19 protein-coding genes are annotated in these 21004 nt (G+C 35.1%); 11 read left to right on the plus strand and 8 right to left on the minus strand.

Annotated elements, in window-relative coordinates; all coding sequences use genetic code 11:
* Positions 1–83 precede the first annotated feature (83 nt).
* From pepN to DYE60_RS07165, 8 genes are all read left to right on the plus strand, one after another.
* Positions 84–2696 (plus strand): aminopeptidase N, encoded by a 2613-nt coding sequence (gene pepN, locus DYE60_RS07130; RefSeq protein ID WP_115315935.1) that lies wholly within the window; start codon positions 84–86, stop codon positions 2694–2696.
* Positions 2697–2748: 52 nt separating this feature from the next.
* On the plus strand, positions 2749–3192 hold the full coding sequence (locus tag DYE60_RS07135; protein WP_115315936.1) for a methyltransferase family protein: 444 nt from the start codon (positions 2749–2751) through the stop codon (positions 3190–3192).
* A 125-nt stretch (positions 3193–3317) separates the two neighbouring features.
* Positions 3318–3854 (plus strand): pilus assembly FimT family protein, encoded by a 537-nt coding sequence (locus DYE60_RS07140; RefSeq protein ID WP_115315937.1) that lies wholly within the window; start codon positions 3318–3320, stop codon positions 3852–3854.
* A gap of 358 nt (positions 3855–4212) precedes the next feature.
* The gene (locus tag DYE60_RS10225; RefSeq protein ID WP_172460379.1) at positions 4213–4518 is read left to right on the plus strand and encodes a hypothetical protein; all 306 of its coding nucleotides are present in this window, start codon (positions 4213–4215) and stop codon (positions 4516–4518) included.
* Positions 4499–5158: a DUF2572 family protein gene (locus tag DYE60_RS07150; protein WP_115315939.1), complete on the plus strand. Its 660-nt coding sequence runs from the start codon at positions 4499–4501 to the stop codon at positions 5156–5158. Before DYE60_RS10225 ends, DYE60_RS07150 begins: the two co-directional genes overlap by 20 nt.
* Entirely contained in the window at positions 5158–5451 is a 294-nt protein-coding gene (locus DYE60_RS07155) for a DUF5374 domain-containing protein (RefSeq protein ID WP_115315940.1), read from the plus strand. Before DYE60_RS07150 ends, DYE60_RS07155 begins: the two co-directional genes overlap by 1 nt.
* A gap of 52 nt (positions 5452–5503) precedes the next feature.
* Positions 5504–8764, plus strand: coding sequence for an exodeoxyribonuclease V subunit gamma (gene recC / locus DYE60_RS07160; RefSeq protein WP_115315941.1), 3261 nt, complete (start codon positions 5504–5506; stop codon positions 8762–8764).
* Positions 8765–8777: 13 nt separating this feature from the next.
* Positions 8778–9194, plus strand: coding sequence for a hotdog fold thioesterase (locus DYE60_RS07165; RefSeq protein ID WP_115315942.1), 417 nt, complete (start codon positions 8778–8780; stop codon positions 9192–9194).
* A gap of 104 nt (positions 9195–9298) precedes the next feature.
* Here the strand turns inward: DYE60_RS07165 and DYE60_RS07170 are convergent, their stop codons facing one another.
* From DYE60_RS07170 to ulaG, 5 genes are all read right to left on the minus strand, one after another.
* Positions 9299–9697: a hypothetical protein gene (locus DYE60_RS07170; protein WP_115315943.1), complete on the minus strand. Its 399-nt coding sequence runs from the start codon at positions 9695–9697 to the stop codon at positions 9299–9301.
* Between the two features lie 98 nt (positions 9698–9795).
* The gene (gene araD, locus DYE60_RS07175) at positions 9796–10491 is read right to left on the minus strand and encodes an L-ribulose-5-phosphate 4-epimerase (RefSeq protein ID WP_115315944.1); all 696 of its coding nucleotides are present in this window, start codon (positions 10489–10491) and stop codon (positions 9796–9798) included.
* Positions 10485–11345 (minus strand): L-ribulose-5-phosphate 3-epimerase, encoded by an 861-nt coding sequence (locus tag DYE60_RS07180; protein ID WP_115315945.1) that lies wholly within the window; start codon positions 11343–11345, stop codon positions 10485–10487. Before DYE60_RS07180 ends, araD begins: the two co-directional genes overlap by 7 nt.
* Before the next feature lie 26 nt (positions 11346–11371).
* A complete protein-coding gene (gene ulaR / locus DYE60_RS07185; protein ID WP_115315946.1) occupies positions 11372–12127 on the minus strand; it encodes an HTH-type transcriptional regulator UlaR in 756 nt (251 codons plus the stop codon).
* Between the two features lie 86 nt (positions 12128–12213).
* Positions 12214–13305 carry an L-ascorbate 6-phosphate lactonase gene (gene ulaG, locus DYE60_RS07190; protein WP_115315947.1) on the minus strand — a complete coding sequence of 364 codons (1092 nt, stop codon included), beginning with the start codon at positions 13303–13305 and terminating at the stop codon, positions 12214–12216.
* A 371-nt stretch (positions 13306–13676) separates the two neighbouring features.
* Here ulaG and DYE60_RS07195 point away from each other — a divergent pair, with 371 nt between their 5' ends.
* The 3 genes from DYE60_RS07195 to DYE60_RS07205 all read left to right on the plus strand — a co-directional run bounded on the left by DYE60_RS07195 (position 13677) and on the right by DYE60_RS07205 (position 16712).
* Positions 13677–15458, plus strand: coding sequence for a PTS ascorbate-specific subunit IIBC (locus DYE60_RS07195; protein ID WP_115315948.1), 1782 nt, complete (start codon positions 13677–13679; stop codon positions 15456–15458).
* Positions 15459–15546: 88 nt separating this feature from the next.
* On the plus strand, positions 15547–16023 hold the full coding sequence (locus DYE60_RS07200) for a PTS sugar transporter subunit IIA (RefSeq protein ID WP_115315949.1): 477 nt from the start codon (positions 15547–15549) through the stop codon (positions 16021–16023).
* 11 nt (positions 16024–16034) lie between these two features.
* Positions 16035–16712: a 3-keto-L-gulonate-6-phosphate decarboxylase UlaD gene (locus DYE60_RS07205; protein WP_115315950.1), complete on the plus strand. Its 678-nt coding sequence runs from the start codon at positions 16035–16037 to the stop codon at positions 16710–16712.
* A gap of 59 nt (positions 16713–16771) precedes the next feature.
* Here DYE60_RS07205 and mrcB read toward each other — a convergent pair whose 3' ends face one another.
* The 3 genes from mrcB to rpiA all read right to left on the minus strand — a co-directional run bounded on the left by mrcB (position 16772) and on the right by rpiA (position 20929).
* Positions 16772–19114, minus strand: a complete 2343-nt coding sequence (gene mrcB / locus DYE60_RS07210; protein ID WP_115315951.1) for a penicillin-binding protein 1B — start codon at positions 19112–19114, stop codon at positions 16772–16774.
* Positions 19115–19278: 164 nt separating this feature from the next.
* Positions 19279–20193 (minus strand): DMT family transporter, encoded by a 915-nt coding sequence (locus DYE60_RS07215; RefSeq protein WP_115315952.1) that lies wholly within the window; start codon positions 20191–20193, stop codon positions 19279–19281.
* Positions 20194–20269: 76 nt separating this feature from the next.
* Entirely contained in the window at positions 20270–20929 is a 660-nt protein-coding gene (gene rpiA / locus DYE60_RS07220; protein ID WP_115315953.1) for a ribose-5-phosphate isomerase RpiA, read from the minus strand.
* Positions 20930–21004 lie beyond the last annotated feature (75 nt).

The following is a 21004-nucleotide window of genomic DNA, read 5'->3' on the forward strand; positions in this document are numbered from 1 at the left end:
GCGGTTACTTTTATGAAATTTTTTGTAATTTTTTATAAATGTATTAAACTAGACCTTGTAATCTAATTTTCTAAGGAAATTGTATGCAACCGAAAGCAAAATATAGAAAAGATTATCAAGTTCCTGATTTTACTGTGAGTGAAATCAATCTTGATTTTCAACTCGATTCGAATGAAACAATCGTAACCTCTCTTTTAACTGTGGTACGTAAAAATCCACAAGCAACTCAACTGCGTTTAGACGGACATAGTTTTGAATTTTTATCCCTAAAATATAACGACTCCGACTTTAAATCTTTCACACAAGATAAAAACTCATTGACTTTAGATCTTTCAAATTCTTCTGATGAGCAATTTGTATTAGAAATCAAAACGAAGCTCAATCCAGCAAAAAATACGTCATTACAAGGGTTATACCAGTCTGGTGAAGGCATTTGTACGCAATGTGAAGCTGAAGGTTTCCGCCAAATTACTTATATGCTTGATCGCCCTGATATACTTGCAAAATATACGACAAAAATCACCGCTTGCAAAACACAATTTCCTTTCTTGCTTTCAAACGGTAACCGTATTGCACAAGGCGAACTAGATGACGGTCGTCACTGGGTTCAATGGCAAGATCCTTATCCAAAACCAAGCTATTTATTTGCGTTAGTCGCGGGCGATTTTGATTTGCTACAAGATACTTTTGTTACAATGAGTGGACGTGAAGTTGCATTAGAAATTTATGTGGATCGTGGCAATTTAGATCGTGCAACTTGGGCAATGGAAAGCTTAAAACGTGCGATGAAATGGGACGAAGAACGTTTTGGTTTGGAATACGATTTAGATATTTATATGATTGTTGCCGTTGATTTCTTCAATATGGGAGCAATGGAAAACAAAGGCTTGAACGTATTTAACTCTAAATACGTACTAGCTAATCCACAAACCGCAACGGATACCGATTACATTGATATTGAGAGTGTGATTGGACACGAATATTTCCACAACTGGACGGGCAACCGAATTACTTGCCGTGATTGGTTCCAGTTAAGCTTAAAAGAAGGTTTAACGGTATTTAGAGATCAAGAATTTACCGCTGATTTATGGTCTCGTTCAGTGAAACGTATTGAAGATGTACGCTTGCTCCGCTCTGTTCAATTTGCAGAAGATGCAAGCCCAATGGCACACCCTATTCGCCCTGAAAAAGTCATTGAAATGAATAACTTTTATACGGTCACTGTCTATGAAAAAGGGGCAGAAGTGATCCGTATGATCCATACTTTATTGGGTGAAGAGTTATTCCAAAAAGGGATGCAATTATATGTAAAAGAAAATGATGGTACTGCGGCAACCTGTGAAGATTTCGTTTCTGCAATGGAACGTGCCTCTGAGATCGATTTAACCCAATTCCGCCGTTGGTATAGTCAATCTGGTACACCAGAATTAACAATTAGTGATGAATATGATGAAAGAAATTACGTTTATCGTTTGCATATCGCTCAGAATACAGAGGCGACAGCAGATCAATTAGATAAATTGAATTTACATATTCCACTAAAAATTCAACTTTATTCACAAGAAAAAGGCAAAAAACTGAAATTATTACATAAATCTCAGCCTGTAAGTGATGTGCTTGATGTAAAAGAAGATTATCAAATTTTTGAATTCCATAATGTGAAACATCAGCCTGTTCCTGCACTATTATGTGATTTTTCAGCACCAGTACGTTTAGATTATAACTATACCAATGAGCAATTATTGGTGTTATTAAAATATGCGGAAAATGATTTTGTGCGTTGGAATACAATGCAAACCTTGTTTAACAATGAATTACACGAGAATTTAATCCGTTATCAGCAAAATGAACCGTTACAATTATCCGAAACGATTATTGAAGCATTAAAATTCGTACTAGCAGACACCAAAGACAATATGCTCACAGCGTTAATGCTGGCATTACCAAAAGAAACAGAGTTTGCTGAGTTATTCAAAGTTATTGATCCTCAAGGTATTTTTTCTGCACATCGCTTTATGCAACGTGCGATTGCAGCAGCATTGAAAAATGATTTATTGGATCTTTACTATAAAAATCAAACCCTTACTTATCAGGTTAATGCCACAGATATTGCAAAACGTGCATTGCGTAATACCTGTTTATCTTATCTTGCTTTCACTTCGCAAGGCAATGAACTCGTTAAATCACACTATGATTTTGCTAATAATATGACTGACACCTTAGCTGCATTAAGTTTAAGTACCAAAGCAGAGCTAGCGTGTCGAGATGAACTATTAAATGATTTTGAACAAAAATGGCATCACGATGGCTTAGTAATGGATAAATGGTTTGTGATTCAAGGCAGTCGCCCTGATGAAAATGCGTTGGAAGTGGTACAAAGCTTACTAGAACATCGTAGTTTCAACTTTAAAAATCCAAACCGAGTACGTTCATTGATCGGTGGTTTCTGCTCACATAACCCTCGTTTATTCCACGCTATTGATGGTTCTGGTTATCGTTTCTTAGTTGAAATTTTAATTAAATTAAATGAAATCAATCCACAAGTTGGTTCTCGTTTAATCGAACCGTTAATTCAATTTTCTCGTTATGATAATCAACGTCAAACCTTAATGCGTCGCAGTTTAAAACGTTTATTAGAAATTGATAATCTGGCGAGTGATTTATTTGAAAAAATAGATAAAGCGTTACAGCAATAACAATGAAAAGAGCAGAAATTTCTGCTCTTTTATTTTTTAAGGAAAGGATATAATGGCACTAAAAATTCCCCCACCAATACTCTTCTTATTCACCGCATTGCTAATGAAACTAATGCCTAATATGGAGATTTTTCAATGTCATATCGATATCGGTGTGATTATTTTGCTTACCATAATAGGTGTTATAATTGATGTTTTCAGCCTATTTGCATTTTTTAAACAAAAAACGACCGCTAGCCCTTTTACTCCCCAAAATAGTTCAGCCCTTATCACAACAGGTATTTATCAAATAACACGTAATCCAATGTATTTAAGCTTAGCATTGTATCTTGGGGCTTGGGGAATATGGTTAGGAAACCTGCTCTCTTTAAGCGGAATAGTTCTATTTTGTGGATACATCACTTATTTTCAAATTATCCCAGAAGAATACTATTTAGAGAAAATCTTTGGCGATGAATATCGTATCTATAAACAAAAAGTGAGACGCTGGCTTTAAGCTATAAATTCAATCTCTAAAATGGTTATCTATTTTTGCGATCTCAATCGCAAAAAATAGAATGTTCAATTTACTTCATACATAAAAAATTCTAGTCTAGCCCTCTCATATAACAAGGATTTTTTATGTTCCCAACGTCGTTTAAATCATTTACCTTAATTGAAATACTCGTGACTTTAACGATTTTAGTTATCAGCGTTCATTTCATTTTACCTGCTATTTTTAAATTACAAGATAATATAAAACTTGAAAATGAACTCTCTCAATTTACCGCTTTTATTTACCAAGTCCAAACCAGAGCACGTTATCATAAAAAAAGCTATTCAGTAGTATTGTCCCAAGACCTGAAAAGTCAGCAATGGTGTGCGATTGCGATTAAAAAGAAAGGTCGCCGTAACCAAAAATGTAACTGTTTAAATTTGCAAAATTGCAATAAATTTAGTGAATTTCTGTTATATAAAAATACCTTTAAAACATCACAGCTAAAAACACGTTTACTATATCCAAGAATCTTTTTAAGCATTGATGGAAAAAGGGCTCACTCAGAAGAAAAATGCCTAAAAATTGCTGTGAATCTGCAAAATCAAATCTTACAATTCAAACCAAGTGGAATCATCTATGCCCTATCGACCAATAAAAACAGCCGCTGTCGTCGTTACTAAACAGATGAGAGGTATAACCTTAATCGAATTTATTATTTCATCGAGCTTAATGTTACTTATCCTCTTTTCTCTGAGCTTTTTTTACCAAAATAGCTACAAAAATACAAAAAAATTACAAACGATATTATTTTTACAGCAACAATCTTATCAGCTACTAAATTCATTAAAACCTCATATTGAACATATCTCTTTTCAAGGATTAAACCGAGAAAATAGCAATTATGATTTATTTAAAAATCAGCTGAAAACCGTTAATTTGCTAGAAAATTGCCTGATTTTTTTCTACGATCTGAATCAAGATGGTTGCATTGGAAAAAGGCGGACAAAAAAGAGCCCATGTCGCACCTCCTTGCATAATATGACAACACGTATCGCCGAAGAAATTTTTGGTTTTAAACTAAAAAATCAGGAAATGTATATGCTAAATATCAGCAAAAAACAAAATAATTGCTCAGCTATACAATGTAAACAAATTCTCAATTCTTGTGATAAAGGTTATTGGACAAAATTAACAGAAAAAAACAATTTTAAAGTAACAAAACTACATTTTTTATGGTTAAAAGAAAATCATATTTTAAAAATTACGTTAACCTTAATGAAGAATAAACACCACTACACCAGCCATTCTTATATTTATATTCTAAATGATGAACAAACAAATTAACGCCTCAGTTGGACTTATTTCTATGTTGCTATTAGTGAGCATATTGGTCGTGATTTTTATTGCGAAAGATAATCTTATTCGCACGGAGAAAATCACACAAAATTATTATCATCAATATTTAAAAAGAAAATTTAATTTGATGAAAACCCGACATCAAGATAAAAATACCTTGTGCCAGTTTTATAAAAAAGAGGAAATAAAAATAAATATAAGCGGTCAAATTTTTGCACTTTTTTGCAAAAAAAAGACTATCTTTAAAATTAAACCAACCACAAAAAAATATATTTCCTTTAATAATATTCATCAATATTTAGATATTGCATCTTATCAAAATAGTATTATTTATATTCAATCATTAGCCGATTTACCGAAAACATCACGCTCTAATCCAAGCATTGTGATCGCAATGAATCCAATAGATGGAAAATTAACACGAAATTTTTACGGTATTCTGATTACGAATTATTTTTTTGATATCACAGGAAAAAAATTCTACGGCAAGCTCTATTCTTCTTATGATAATCAGCGTGAAGAACGAAATTTATCGTATAACAAAACGGTCATTAAAAATATTCAGAAAAAATATGCACTTTGGCGTTATATCCCACATTCACAACATTTATTACACGAGAAAGAGTAATGCCTAACATCTTCAAAGCAGAAAGTTTTATAAGCCTAAACACTGCCCTGTTAATCAGTATTATTTTAGTACTGAGCTACACCAAATGGCAAAATTATGCCCATCAAAAACAACAACAAAATCATCAACAATTACAGGCTATGCAGATAGCCGAAAATCAACTTATATTAACTACCATCGGGCAACCTTGTGAAAAAATGGTGCTTCAAAATAACATTCATTTTAAGATTGGCTGTTTTCAAAATGAGATTCAAGTAGAATACCCCACTGGTGAATTTCAATTAACCCCTTGAAACTCGGATCAAATAATAGGACAATCGTCACAGATTGTGAAAAGAGAATATTATGTTTACGGTTTATTATTCAAATCAACTTGAAATCCATAAAGAATTTTTATTGCGTCTTTTAAAACTACGCTCTAATGCCAACCCTTTTGAAGCTGACACTATTTTGGTACAAAGTAGTGGGATGGCTCAATGGTTACAAATGGAAATCGCTCAGGAGCAAGGTATTGCTGCTAACCTTGAGTTTCCGTTTCCTACTCGTTTTTTATGGCAACAATACCGTAATTTATTACCAAATCTTCCAAAAGAAAATATTTTCGCCCCTCATCTTACCGTTTGGGAGATTATGCAACTTATCCCCAATTTCGTAAAACAAGAGGCATTTAAAGCATTACGTCTTTACTTAGGCGAGAATGCAGAACAATATAAGCTCTATCAGCTTGCCAAAGCCGTTGCTGATTTATTCGACCAATATTTGGTTTATCGTCCCCATTGGTTAATCTGCTGGGAAAACAATAAAAATAGTGATGTTTTAAATGAAATCATTCAACAAAACCCGACTTTAAGCAACGATTTAAAAACACATATTCAAACCGAAATTCAGTGGCAAAGTCAGCTATGGAATGCACTTGTAGGTCAATTAAAACAAAAAACCACAGAAGCGATTTTTAATACCTCACACCGTGCTTATTTTCAACAGTTCTTCTTTGATAAATTAGAAAATTTAACTGAATTCGAAAAACAAAAATTGCCTGAGCGTATTTTTATTTTTGGTATTTCATCACTTCCTATTTCTCAGCTTGATACCCTTGAAAAATTAAGCCAATATTGTGATGTTCATCTCTTTTTCTTAAATCCAAGTCAATATTATTGGGGAAATATTTTAGAACAAAAAACCCTTGATAAAATGGCACTTTCTCAAAAAAGTATTCAAGTCATTACCGAAGGAAATAGCTTGCTTGCAACTTGGGGAAAACAAGGGCGTGATTTTCTCAACACCTTAATGGATTTTCAAAATAATGAGCATTCTTTTTATCATTCACCGATACAAGACAACTCTCATTTACTGGCACAAATTCAACAAAGCTTGCTGGATTTAGAAGATAATTATACGTTTAATATTCAGAAAACAGATCGCTCATTGCAAATTCATTCTTGCCATAGTCCGTTGCGTGAGGTAGAAGTATTACACGATCAATTACTACATCTTTTTGAGCAAAATCCTGAACTATTGCCAAAAGATATTATTGTAATGTCGCCAAATATTGATTTTTATGCCCCTTATATCACGGCCGTTTTTGAGCAATTTAAACGTCAGGATCCTCGTTATATTCCATACTGTCTATGCGATCAAAGCGTACAAGCGGTTGATCCAATTATTCATAGTTTTCTCTCATTGCTAAAAATAAAAGAAGCAAAATTTAGTGGTGAAGAAATATTAGCACTATTAGACATTACTGCTATCCAAAAACGTTACCAATTTTCAACAAGTCAGATTGAACAACTACGCTACTGGATCAATCAAGCAGGGATTCGTTCGGGTTTAGTCCTCAACCATAGTAACTGGCAAAATTATAATTCATGGGAAAATGGTTTAAACCGTTTATTGCTCGGTTCAGCACTAAAAGAAGAAAATGGTGTTTGGCAAGAAAGTGTTGCAGTGGATGAAAGCTACGGATTAAATGCTGAAATAAGTGGTCAATTAAATCAATTTATTTGCAAATTATCAGACTGGATTACTTTTATTAGTGAGTCACATTCAATGGAGCAGTGGCAAACCGCATTACTACAACTTCTCAATGATTTTTATTTTGAAGATGAAACTAATACCCATAGCCTATTACAACTTCATAATGCAATTGCAAAAATTACTGAAAATATCACCGCTTGCCAGTTTGATGAAAATATCAGTGATGAGATTATTATCAGTCTATTAAACGATCAATTAGAAGAGAATAAAGTCCAACTTAATTTTCTAGCAGGACGGGTTAATTTTGCAACCCTGTTACCAATGCGAGCAATTCCATTTAAAGTAGTTTGCTTACTTGGAATGAATGAAAAAGACTTCCCTCGTCAATATCATCAAAATAATTTCAATTTAATGAACTACGCCCCACAAAAAGGGGATCGTGCAAAACGTGATGATGATCGCTATCTATTTTTAGAAGCCTTGCTTTCTGCTCAAGATATTTTTTATATCAGCTATGTAGGGCAAAATTTAACAAAAAATCAGGCTGAATTACCTTCTGTTTTAGTTTCACAACTTTGTGACTATCTCTCGAAAAATCAGCCAGAAAATTTCTTTGAAAAAAATGTTATTCATCATCCAATGACGCCTTTCAGTCCTGATAATTTCAAAGAGAACTCGAACGCTTCTTATGCACAACATTGGTTGGATACATTAACACCGCAACAAATTCAACCTGATTTCTTAACATCTATTAACCACCAAGCTGAAATTACTCAACTTGATCTTGATGATTTAATTCGATTTTTACAACAACCAATCAAATACTTCTTTAATCATCACTTGGGTATCCACTTCTCTTCAACAGAAAATAACAGCGTAGAAAGTGAACCTTTTATCCTTTCTAATTTAGAGAAATATCAACTCAATGATCAACTTTTAACAACGAACCAGCAAAATTTTGATGATTTTTTTGAAAAAGAAAAGTATAAAGGTAGCTTGCCTGTGAATGCTTTTGGAAAAATTAGTAAAACACAACTAATCGAGGAGCTACAACCTCTTTATGATGCGATGGAACCTTATTTAACCAAGAAAAATGAGACAAAAACATTAGAATATACAAATAACTTTTTGATATTAAATGCAAATCTTCATTTTTCTCAAAATAACCAAGTTGTACTTTACAGAGTGGGCGATTTACGAGATAAAGATATTATTCAAGCTTGGCTGTATCATTTAATGTTGCAACTTCAATATCCAAATAGTACAGTTATCTTTTTCTTCAAACCGAAAAAAGCTCAAAATAAAGTAGGAAAATTAACTTTTAATCCTGTGGATAATGAACTTGCAGCACAGTTATTGAATCAATACATTCAAGATTATTTATACTCATTTAGTGAGCTAAAATGGGGAATTTCTCAGGAATTGGAAGGATTTTTTAAAGAAAAAGCAGATGAAAATAACGAAGAATTTACCCAAAATTATTTAAATAAGTTAATCAGTAACGATCGCGACCAAGATCGTATATACTTACAGCGTATTACAACACAAACAAGCGGTCTAAATTATTCCGAAATTTACCAAAAAACCCAACAGTGGTTTGAAGTAATGTGGAACAACAAAATTATTCAATAAATGGACATCAATTATGATTTGGAAAACAACCCCGAATATTCAAGAACTTAATGCTCTTTGTCAAAATTGTGCAGTTTCTCATTTAGGCATTGAATTTACCGATTACGGTACAGATTGGCTAGCAGCGACTCTAGAAGTGAATGAGCGTACCACCCAGCCTTTTGGGTTATTACACGGTGGTGTTTCTGCCGCACTGGCTGAAACCGTTGCTTCAGCTGCCGCCTTATTATGTTGTAAAAAAGATCAAATCCCCGTCGGAAAAGAACTCACTATTCAGCACTTAAAGCCTGTAAAACAAGGCAAAGTGACTGCGAAAACACAATTAGTCGCCGCAGATAATGTTGAGCATATTTGGGATATTACACTTTATAACGAACGACAAGACATTTGTGCTATTTCACAATTAGTTTTGAAAGTAATTGGGAAATAATAAGAACACTAAAAAATAAAGCCTAATATCAAAAATAACCTTTGCACTTTTATTCACGATCTCACTGCAATATACATTGCAAATTCTCACAAAAATTTAACCACTTAAAAATCATCTCGTTCAATATCATTTGAATCTGTATTCCAAAAACCTAAAAGGTAGGATATGAGGAATAAATTTCCCCAACTACTTTTTGGGCTTTGTCGATATTGTTGCTCTCGTTCCAGTTGTTCCAATCTAGTAATTTCTTGCTCAATAAGCTCTGTTTCTATATCCATTAGATCCGCTAAACGATCGTAATTATTAGCTTGTTGATCAAGAAGTAGACTTAAATAATCTTGTTCTGTTGTATATCGTGTGACAGATTCTGGATCTTCCATAAATAGAGGAAGCTGATTGATTTTTTCACGTTGCTTTTCGATAAGTTTAGCTTGTTTATCAATTTCAGCAGAAATTTGCTGTTTTTGTTGAGTAAGAGCATTTGGAGCTATATTGTTGTTCATTATTAGCCTCATTAAACATTATGCTATTGGATATAGCATAAAACTAATAATAAAAACTTGCAATAAGCGGTCAAAATTAGACCGCTTATTACATAATATTATTGCCCGTAATACGCATTTGCACCGTGTTTACGCAGATAATGTTTATCCAGTAACTCTTGTTGCATTGATTGGATATTTGGACGAATTTGGGTGGCAACAAAATTCATATAAGCTAGTTCTTCTAACACGACGGAATTATGCACCGCGTCATTAGCGTCTTTGCCCCACACAAATGGACCGTGTGAATGCACGATAACCGCAGGGACTTGATCCGCTTGAATATTGCGTTTTTGGAAAGTTTCCACAATCACTTTTCCTGTCTCTAACTCATATTCACCCGCAATTTCAGCAGGAGTCATTTTACGTGTGCAAGGAATAGTACCGTAGAAATAATCACCGTGTGTTGTACCAAGAGCCAGTAAATCTTCACCCGCTTGTGCCCAAGCCGTTGCGTGACGTGAATGAGTATGTACAATTCCGCCAATCGTTGGGAATTGACGATAAAGTTCTAGGTGCGTTGGCGTATCTGATGATGGTTTTAATTTTCCTTCCACCACTTTGCCAGTGAATAAATCAACCACTACCATATCATCGGCGGTCATTTCATCATATTCTACGCCAGATGGTTTGATGACTACTAAATTAGTTTCACGGTCAATTTCACTCACATTGCCCCAAGTGAATGTGACTAATTTATGTTTTGGTAATTCAAGGTTTGCTTTTAAGACTTTTTCTTTTAACGCTTCTAACATTGAAAGCCCCCTTCTTGCATTTTTTGTTCAATCCAACGACGTGCATTGATAATTTCTGCGATTGGCTCTTCGGCTTTTTCTGTCCACATTTCAATTAGGAATGCACCACGATAATTTAATTTATTGAGAATATTAAAGAATTTTGCAAAATCCACACAACCATCACCAAATGGTACATCTCTAAATTGTCCTTTGCAGGTTTCAGTAACTTTGTAAGTATCTTTTAAATGTAATGCTGAAATTTTGTTGATCCCTAAGGTTAGCTCTTCTTCAACGTTATCATTCCACGCTGAAAGGTTGCCAATGTCAGGGTAAACGGTAAACCAAGGTGAGTCTATGATTTGATCCCATTTTTTCCAACGAGAAATTGAACTCATAAATTTGGTATCCATAATTTCTACCGCAAGGGTCACTTGATTGCTTGCAGCAAGAGTAACTGCCCATTCAAGTCCTTCTTGGAAACGTTGGATTGTGCCTTCATCTTGATCTTCGTAATAAACATCGTAACCAGCAAGTTGAATGGTACGAATGCCTAAATCAACGGCTAATTGGATCGCTTTTTCCATCACCGTATAAGCTTCTTTGCGAGTGGCTTCATCTCGACTACCAAATGGGAAACGGCGATGCCCTGATAAGCACATTGATGGAATAGTCACACCCGTAGTAATAATCGCTTTTACTAGCTCTAAGCGTTGTTCTTTTGTCCAATCTAAACGTGCTAAACGCTCGTCTGTTTCATCAATAGAAATTTCGACAAAATCAAATCCACAGGCTTTTGCAATAGATAATCTATCTTGCCAGCTGATATCTTTTGGCAAGGCTTTTTCATAGATCCCTAATTTATGTTTTCTCATTCTGTTATCCTGTTAAAGTTTTACGTTTAAGCAAGAATAATGTTTAACCCTTGCTTCGTTAATTCTTCAATAATCTTCGGATCAGCCTCTTTTCCTGTAATTAAAAGATCGATATTTTTTAATTCAGCAAACAACATTCCAACCCGTTTACCTAACTTAGAGCTATCTAGCAACACAACCAGTTTTTCGACTTTTTCTAGCATTTTCTGTTCAGAATTTGCAATCAGCATATCATTTTTATATAAGCCTTCTTGGGAAAGCCCTTTACCACTGGTAAATAGAATATCTGCGGCATAATCATCTGCACTGGTATTCAAAGAAAGCATAATCGCTTGATTCTTATTATACTGCCCCCCCATAATCACAACATTATGGTGGTCGTGCTCAATCAATGTATTTGCAAGCGGTAAATAATTTGTGATAATTTGCAAATTTCGACCACTCAAACTCTTACCCAACATCAACATCGTTGAACCGCAAGTAAGAATGACACTCGTATCCTCTTTGCACAATTTACTGGCTGCAATGGCAATACGTTTTTTCTCTTCTAAATTATTGATGTTATTTTTCAGGATCGGTGAATTGATAGAATAATACGTCGCACTCAGAGACTCCGCGCCATTCCGTACTTTTTTTAATCGTCCTTGTTGATCCAGTTTTGTGATGTCTCGACGTGCGGTAGCCGGAGAAATACCAAGTAAATCAATAATTTCAGATGTCGCTAAATATTTTCGTTCATTAACTAATTTTAGCAGTTGTTGGTGTCTATAATTTTCATTCATATCTGTGTCTCTGGTTAAAATTTTTGCTAATTATAATGAACAATAAGAAAGGATACCACCTCAAAAAGAGGTGGTTTTAAACAATATTAAAGAATACATTTATATGGTACGTTTGGCTCTTCTTCATAGTGATCATCAAAGCCACGTGGGTGATGATACTCGATTAAATCTTTATCACGAGGATAAACGTATTTACCGCCTACTTCCCAAATAAATGGATGGAATTTATATTGCAGACGATCTTTACGCATTCTATATAATGCTAAAATTTCATCAGTACTTGCTTGGAAGTTTGTCCACACATCGTGATGCACTGGAATAACCACTTCTGCTCTTAGTGCTTCCGCCATACGAAGTAAATCGATTGAGGTCATTTTATCCATAATACCAATTGGGTTTTCACCGTAGTTATTTAATGCAACATCGATTTTGTTTTCTTTACCGTGTTTAGCAAACATTGTTGAATAGTGTGAGTCCGCACCGTGATAAATGTTACCACCTGGTGTTTTGAAGATGTAGTTCACACATTTTTTATCCATTTCTTCATCTGATGGGCAAAGACCTTTTAATTCGCCGCCATTTTCTTCTGCACCTTGCACTGGTAAAGTCACTAAGCAGGTTCTATCAAAACCTTCTAATGCAAGAATTTCCATATCTTTGATTTTCACGGTATCGCCTGGTTTAACAACAATACAACGCTCTTCTGGCACACCCCATTTAACCCAGATATCCACACAGTATTGTGGTCCGATGAATTTAACGTGATCTAATTTAGGGTTGTTAATCACAGCTGCCGCCACGTTAATATCAATGTGGTCACTGTGATAGTGTGATGCTAATAAGAAATCTAATTCTTCAATCGCAAACGGATCAATAACAACTGGGATATTACGTAAGTTTGGTTGTAATTTACGCACCCCTGACATATTTGCCATTTGGTGTCCACGAACCATATCTTTTACTTTTTTGGTATTTTTACCACGGAAACACCATAAATCCATTACGACATTAGCGCCTGCTGGGGTTTTCACCCAAATTGCACAGTTACCTAACCACCACATCGCAAAACTTTTTTCTGGCACGACTTCTGCTTGAATTTCTTCGTTTAACCAAGTTCCCCACTCTGGAAATGTTGAAAGAATCCAGCTTTCTCTTGTGATATCTTGTACTTTTGACATTTAATTTACTCCTAATAAAAACAACAATAAGAAATCAAAAGCAATCATATATAATCACAAAGTTTTATTCAATCTTTTTTTTCAAAAGTGTGACATAGTTCAAACTTTTCTTCTTTTTCTTGAAAAAAGAACCATTTTTCTACTTTACATAACAAATAATAACCTAAAACATAACCTACTTATTGAAAACACCTTAAAAATAAAATGTGATCTCGCTCACAAATAATCAAAAACAATCTTTATTCATCTTTTTCTCAGGCGTATTATAATAATGATTATGCAATCTAGGGCTTTCTGTATCATAATAAATATGATTACGGAAAATCGCTAATCATCCAAACTATTATTTTTTACTCATAGAGGTATTGATTATGGAATTTATTACAGAAATTCTAATCTTTCTAAAAGACCAAGTGCTATCCAAAGCACCTCTTTTATTAGGTATCGTAGCCTGTCTTGGTTACATTTTATTGAAAAAAGACACTACGACTATTCTTAAAGGAACAATAAAAACAATTGCAGGTTTTATGCTTGTGCAAGTCGGTGCGGGGACGCTTGTTCAAGGTTTCAAACCAATCATCTTAAAACTGAATGAAGTACACGGATTACAAGGTGCGATTGTTGATCCATATACAGCAATGCAAGCGACTATCACCACTATGGGTGAAAATTATGCTTGGGTGGGTTATGCAGTGCTAGGTGCATTAGCCTTAAATATTCTTTTAGTTGCATTCAGACGCTTAACTGGTATTCGTACTATTATGCTTACTGGACACATTATGTTCCAACAAGCAGGATTAGTGGCGGTATTCTATATGATTATCGGTGCATCAATGTGGGAAACTATTATTTACACCAGTGTGCTAATGGCACTCTACTGGGGTATCTCATCTAACATTATGTATCAAGCAACACAAGCTGTGACAGGTGGAGCAGGATTCTCAATCGGACACCAACAACAAATTGCCTCTTGGGTTGCAGTAAAACTTGCACCAAAATTAGGGGATAAAGACGACAGCGTTGAACATATGAACCTACCAAAATGGTTACATATTTTCCACGATAGCGTTTCAGCAACGGCAATCGTAATGACGGTATTCTTTGGTATTATCTTACTTTCATTCGGTCTAGATACTTTACAAGGAATGGCAGGAAAAACACACTGGTCAATTTACATCCTTGAAACAGGGCTTAAATTTGCTGTTGCGATTCAAATTATCGTAACAGGTGTACGTATGTTCGTTGCAGAACTTTCAGAAGCATTTAAAGGTATCTCTGAACGTGTTATTCCAAATGCAGTATTAGCGATTGACTGTGCGGCAATTTATGCATTCTCACCAAACGCAATGGTGTTCGGTTTTATGTGGGGTGCAATCGGTCAATTCGTTGCAGTAGGTTTATTACTAGGTTTTGACGCAAGTGTACTTATCATTCCAGGCTTTATCCCAATGTTCTTCTCAAATGCAACAATCGGGGTATTTGCAAACCGTTTCGGTGGTTGGAAAGCGGTTATGAAAATCTGTTTCGTAATGGGTATGATCGAAATCTTAGGTTCAGCTTGGGTAATCCACTTACTTGCAACTCAAGGTACTGTATTTAATGGTTGGATGGGTATGGCTGACTGGGCATTATTCTGGCCACCAGTATTACAAGGTATTGTTTCTGTTCCATTCTTCTTCTTTGTAATCATCGCATTATCTCTTGTTTATATGTTCTTCGCATCAAAACAATTACGTACTGATGAAGCAGCAGCAAAAGCAGCAGGTAAAACATTAGATCAATACTATGGTTACGGGGTTGAAGAAGATACACAAGAAGTAGCAACTGAAAGTGTATTTGAAAATACACAAAGTGGTACAAAAGCAATCCGTATCTTAGCAGTATGTGGCTCAGGTCAAGGCTCATCAATGATGATGAAAATGAAAATTAAAAACTACCTTGATAAACGTGGTATTCCAAATGAAATGGATTCTTGTGCAGTAACCGATTATAAAGGTAAACTGGCTAACGTGGATATCGTGGTGTCTTCACAACACCTTGCGAATGAAATCAATGGTGGCGACAAAGTCTCTGTTTTAGGTGTGAAAAATATGCTTAATCCAAATTCATTTGGGGATGAATTGGTTGAGTTAATCAAAAAACATCAAAACTAATTAAGAAAATGACCGCTTGCACGCTGTTGTAAGCGGTCATTTATTCTCTAAGTTTTACAAATTTTCACTTTTATTAGGAAATCTAATTATGAATTTAAAACAATCACTTATTGAAAATAATTCAATAAAATTAAATCAAACAGCAACGAGTTGGGAAGACGCAATTAAGATTGGAACAGATATGCTCGTTGCCTCTGGAGCTATTGAACCTCGTTACTATGACAACATCATCAGCAAAGTCAAAGAAATGGGACCTTACATTATTTTAGCACCTGGTTTAGCAATGCCACACGCACGCCCTGAAGAAGGTGTAATCAAAACCGCTTTTGCCTTAGTCACACTCACTGAGCCCGTTTTCTTTGACGGCGAAGAGGAAGGTGTAAAGGTACTTATTACTTTATCAGGCAGCTCATCAGATGAACATATGCAAGGCATTATGGAAATTACCCAAGTGCTAGAAGACGAAGATCCTGATAGTGAAACAGGCGTAGATTTAGCAAAAATATTACGTTGCCAGAACAACGAAGATGTATATAACGTTATTGATGAAGCATTAAACAAATAGAGGAACACAAAATGTCAAAACCATTATTACAAATTGCATTAGATTCATTAAGTCTTGAAAAAGCCGTTGCAGACGCAAAAGCGGCAGAAAAAACCGTTGATATTATCGAAGTAGGCACGATTTTAGCTTGTGCTGAAGGAATGAAAGCGGTAAAAACCTTACGTGCATTACACCCAGATCACATTTTAGTGTGTGATTTAAAAACCACTGATGGCGGTGCAATTTTAGCAAAAATGGCATTTGAAGCAGGGGCAGACTGGCTAACCGTTTCAGCAGCTGCTCACCCAGCAACCAAAGCAGCGTGTAAAAAAGTCGCTGATGATTTCAACGTAGCAAATCCTGATTTAAAAGTTAAAAAAGAAATTCAAATTGAAATTTACGGAAACTGGACATTTGAAGATGCACAGGAATGGGTTGATTTAGGCGTAAAACAAGCGATTTATCACCGCTCTCGTGATGCAGAATTAGCAGGTAAAGGTTGGACAGAAGAAGACATTGAAAAAATGAAAAAATTGGCTGATTTAGGCTTAGAGCTTTCCATCACTGGCGGAATCGTGCCACGAGAAATTCATTTATTCAAAGAAATTACCAATGCGAAAGTATTTATTGCAGGTCGTGCATTAGTAGGCGAAAAAGGCAGAGAAACTGCCGAAGCTATTCGTGCTGAAGTGGATAAATATTGGAAATAAGAAATAAAATTGATGTGATAAACAGCACCTATATCAATTTATAGGTGCTGTTTTTTTATTTAATGATTCAACAAAAGAGCATCCCATACACTAGGCTGAGCATTTTTAACTGGTGCTGGTGCTTGGTGGCAGAAATTTTGCCCTTGCGTGACCCATACTGGAATTTTATTATTGCTATAACAATCCCAACTACCGTATTCATTGATACCAACCCATTGAATATGAGAAGATTCTGGAAGCTTAAATGGTGTCGCAAGTGCACGTTTGAGATAATGTTTATAAATAAATAAAGCCCCACTCGAACCCGTTAAATAGGTATCACTATTATTATCCTTCCCAAGCCAAACTGTAGTAATATTTTTTCCATCAACTCCGACAAACCAAGTGTCTCTGGCATTATTTGTGGTACCCGTTTTCCCTGCTAGATTTAGATAACTATACTCTTTTTGCAAACTACGAGCCGTACCTCTTTTTACAACTTGCTGCATTGCATATAGTGTTTGAATACTCGCTTCTGGTGGTAAAATCTGAGTCGCTTGATGTATATCTGTTTGATAAATAACTTTCCCATTCTTAGATAAAATAGCATCAATGGTGCTTAACGGAATTTTCTTTCCTGCATTTGCAAGTACTTGATAAGATTTTGTGACCTCATAAGGTGAAATCGTATAAGAGCCAAGTAAGGTTGATGGATAAGGCGGAATTTTTGCCTCATCCCATCCCATTGCTTTTTGGGTTGCAATCACATTGCCTAGCCCTACTTGCATACCAATATTAACGGTTGGAATATTCATTGAGCGAACCAACGCATCCATTAACATAACAGAGCCACTAAAACGTTTATTGTAGTTACGAGGTTTCCAATCTGGGCTACCTTTCACTTTAATCGTAATCGGCTTATTCTCAATAGGTGTATTTAGACGAAAGCGGCTCGGATCTGAAAGTGCAATCGCATAAATAGAGGGTTTTACGAGTGAGCCTATCTGACGTTGAGCTGAGATAGCTCGGTTAAATCCAGCAAACTGTGTTTCAACGCCCCCCACTATTGCACGCACTTTTCCAGTATTATATTCTGCGATCACCATTGCCGCTTGCAAATCTTTTACTTTACGATGTGAATGCTCAAGTTGCGATACCCCATTGATCACCGCAATTTCTGCAACACGCTGTTGTGCACGATCTAAGGTCGTGAATATTTTTGAGCCAGCCAACTTATTAGAAATCTGTTTACCAAATTTTTGTTTTAATTCAAGGTTTAAAGCTTGCATAAACGCAGGTTGCTGGCGATATATTTTCCCTTTTGAACGAATACCAAGCGGACGTTCCGTCAACATTTTATATAATTCTTGATTGATAATTTTATTTTTCAATAACACGCTCAATACGATATTACGACGTTCTAGGGCATTATTGGGATTCCGCCAAGGATTATATAATGATGGACCTTTCACAATACCCACAAGTAATGCTTGCTGATCCAAACTAATTTCATTGATTGGACGTCCAAAATAAAATTTACTTGCTAATGCAAAACCGTGAATTTGATAATTACCATTTTGCCCCAGATAAATTTCATTCAAATACGTTTCTAAAATACGATTCTTACTGTAACGATAATCCAAAATAATAGACATTAAAGCTTCATTTATTTTACGAACTAAAGACTTCTCACGGGTAAGAAATAAATTTTTAACTAACTGCTGTGTTAAAGTACTCCCCCCCTGAACTCGACGACCAGCTTTATAGTTGGTAATCAATGCTCGAGCAATCCCCAAAGGACTCACGCCTTCGTGTTCATAAAAATGCTTATCTTCTGTTAGCAATAGTGCTTCAATCAGTAAACGAGGATAATGCTGCAAGCGGATTGCCTGACGATCTTCATCATCATCAGAATGTAGCATTGCGATCAATTTAGGATCGATCAAAAACTCACTAATAACTCGTCCTTGTACTAAATCTTCAATAATAGCTAAATTATTTTGATCAAAAATAAGACGAATAATACGCTGTGCTTCTGGCTTATTTGGAAAAGAAAATGCTCGGCGAAGCAAGGTAAGGCGATTCCCTTCAATTTTGAAATCACCAGGTGTCACCAATTGAGAAACTTCACGATAACCATTATCTAGTAGAATAAGTTTTATTTCTTCTAAACTTTTATGCTCATCTGTGCGAATCGTATCAATCTTAGAATAAATTTCAGCGGGCAGCTGCCAAATTTGCCCTTCCATTTTAGTGCGAATTTTACTGTCTAAATAGATACTATAAAAACAAAGACACACAAAACCAGTAAATATAAGTTTTAGCAAGGTGCTTACTATATATTTTTTAAAATTAAACTTTTTAGGTGTTTGCGTTTTTTTTGCAGCTTTTTTAGTTTTTGCTGATTTAGGTGGTTTTGCCATTATATTACTCGCTATTTTTTGTTCATTTTAACGAATAAAGATTGAAAAGACAAAAAGAAATAAAAAAGCTATGCCAGATAAAACAAAGCGAATCATAACGATATTGGATATGATGAAAAATTGCAAAAAACCAATAAAATATGACCGCTTATAACATCACTCTTTTATCTTTTTCTAAACACAAGAGTCATTACAATTCCGATAATGACAAATACACCGCCCAAAATATGATACTGGTAAAGCCTTTCATCTAAAAGCAACACGCCACTTAAAATGGATAAAATTGGACTAAGATTATTTAATACCGCCATTTGTGACGCGGGAATTAACGGCAAAGCATAATTGGTTAAAAATGAGGTTAACACCGAGGATAAGATACCAAGATATAAAATTGACCAAACAAAATCCATATTCCCAAAAGGTGCAAAAAATTGATCTAATTTACCCGCTTGTAAATGGCTAGAAAATGCAACAAGATTAAATATCACACAAGCAATAAAAGTTATCCAAACGGTAATTTCAATCGCAGTAAGTTTGGTGGTGGATCTTTTGCCAAGAATAATGTAACAGGTAAACGCAACCATTGAGAAAACAAGTAAAACAATACCTTGTAGATTATTGATATTTCCTGAAAAATTACCTTTATTTAAGACGATATAGAGTACCCCAATAACGGATAACGCTATTCCAATTTTTTGTAACAAGGTTGTTTTTTCTTTTAAGAATATTTGGGCGAAAATCAATGTGATAATAGGTGATGTCGCAAAAATAATTCCTGCCTCTGATACCGAGCTATATTCCATTCCATAGGCTTGCAATAAAAAGAACAGCGAAGGATAAGAAATAGATAAAAGCAACAAGGTTTTGAGTTTGTTTTTATTTAGTTTTGGGATTTTTATGATGTTAAAAAGCCACAACAACATAATGGTCGCAAAGGCAATGCTAAACCGATGGGCGAGTAAATCTATGGTGTTGGTATAATTTAAGGCGATTTTGATAAACATTAGGGATAGACCAATGATAGAGGTCATTAAAAATAGCCCTAAATATGCCATTACAAGTTTTTTATTATTTTTCATAGAGATAAAAATAACGAGGATATTAGAAATTTATTTTCTAATATCCTCAGACATTTAATTAAAAGAAAACGAGTGATTACTCAATAATTTTCGCACCTTCTGGTGTTCCCACGATTGTTACATTTGCAAAACGTTGTGCAAAAATACCGTTAGTGACTACACCTGCGATATTATTGATAGTATGTTCCATTTTAAGCGGTTCAATAATTTTAAAATTATACACATCTAAAATGATATTGCCGTTATCCGTTACCACTCCTTCACGATATTCAGGCGATCCACCAAGTGCGACAAGCTGACGAGCTACATAAGAACGAGCCATTGGGATCACTTCAACAGGCAATGCAAAAGTTGAACCTAATACATCAACTTGTTTTGATTTATCCACAATACAGATAAATTTTTTGGCAAGTGAGCTGACAATTTTTTCACGAGTTAATGCCGCACCGCCACCTTTGATCATATAACCTTGTGGGGTAATTTCATCGGCACCATCAATGTAAACATCAAGCCCTGACACTTCATTAGCGTCAAAAACATCAATACCTAATTCACGTAAACGTCTTTCTGATTCTTTTGACGCTGCCACTGCACCTTTAATCTGACCTTTCATTGAACCCAATGCGTCAATAAAACAGTTTACCGTCGAGCCACTGCCTACGCCCACGATAGTATCCGCTTTTACATATTTTAACGCAGCTTGTGCCGCTTGTTTTTTCATTGAAAGTTGATCCATTATTTCTAACCTCTAAACACATCAAATGTAGGGGCGTATTGCATACACCCAAATAAAAAAATGTAAATAAAAGGG

Source organism: Phocoenobacter uteri, from assembly GCF_900454895.1.
GTDB classification, from domain to species: domain Bacteria; phylum Pseudomonadota; class Gammaproteobacteria; order Enterobacterales; family Pasteurellaceae; genus Phocoenobacter; species Phocoenobacter uteri.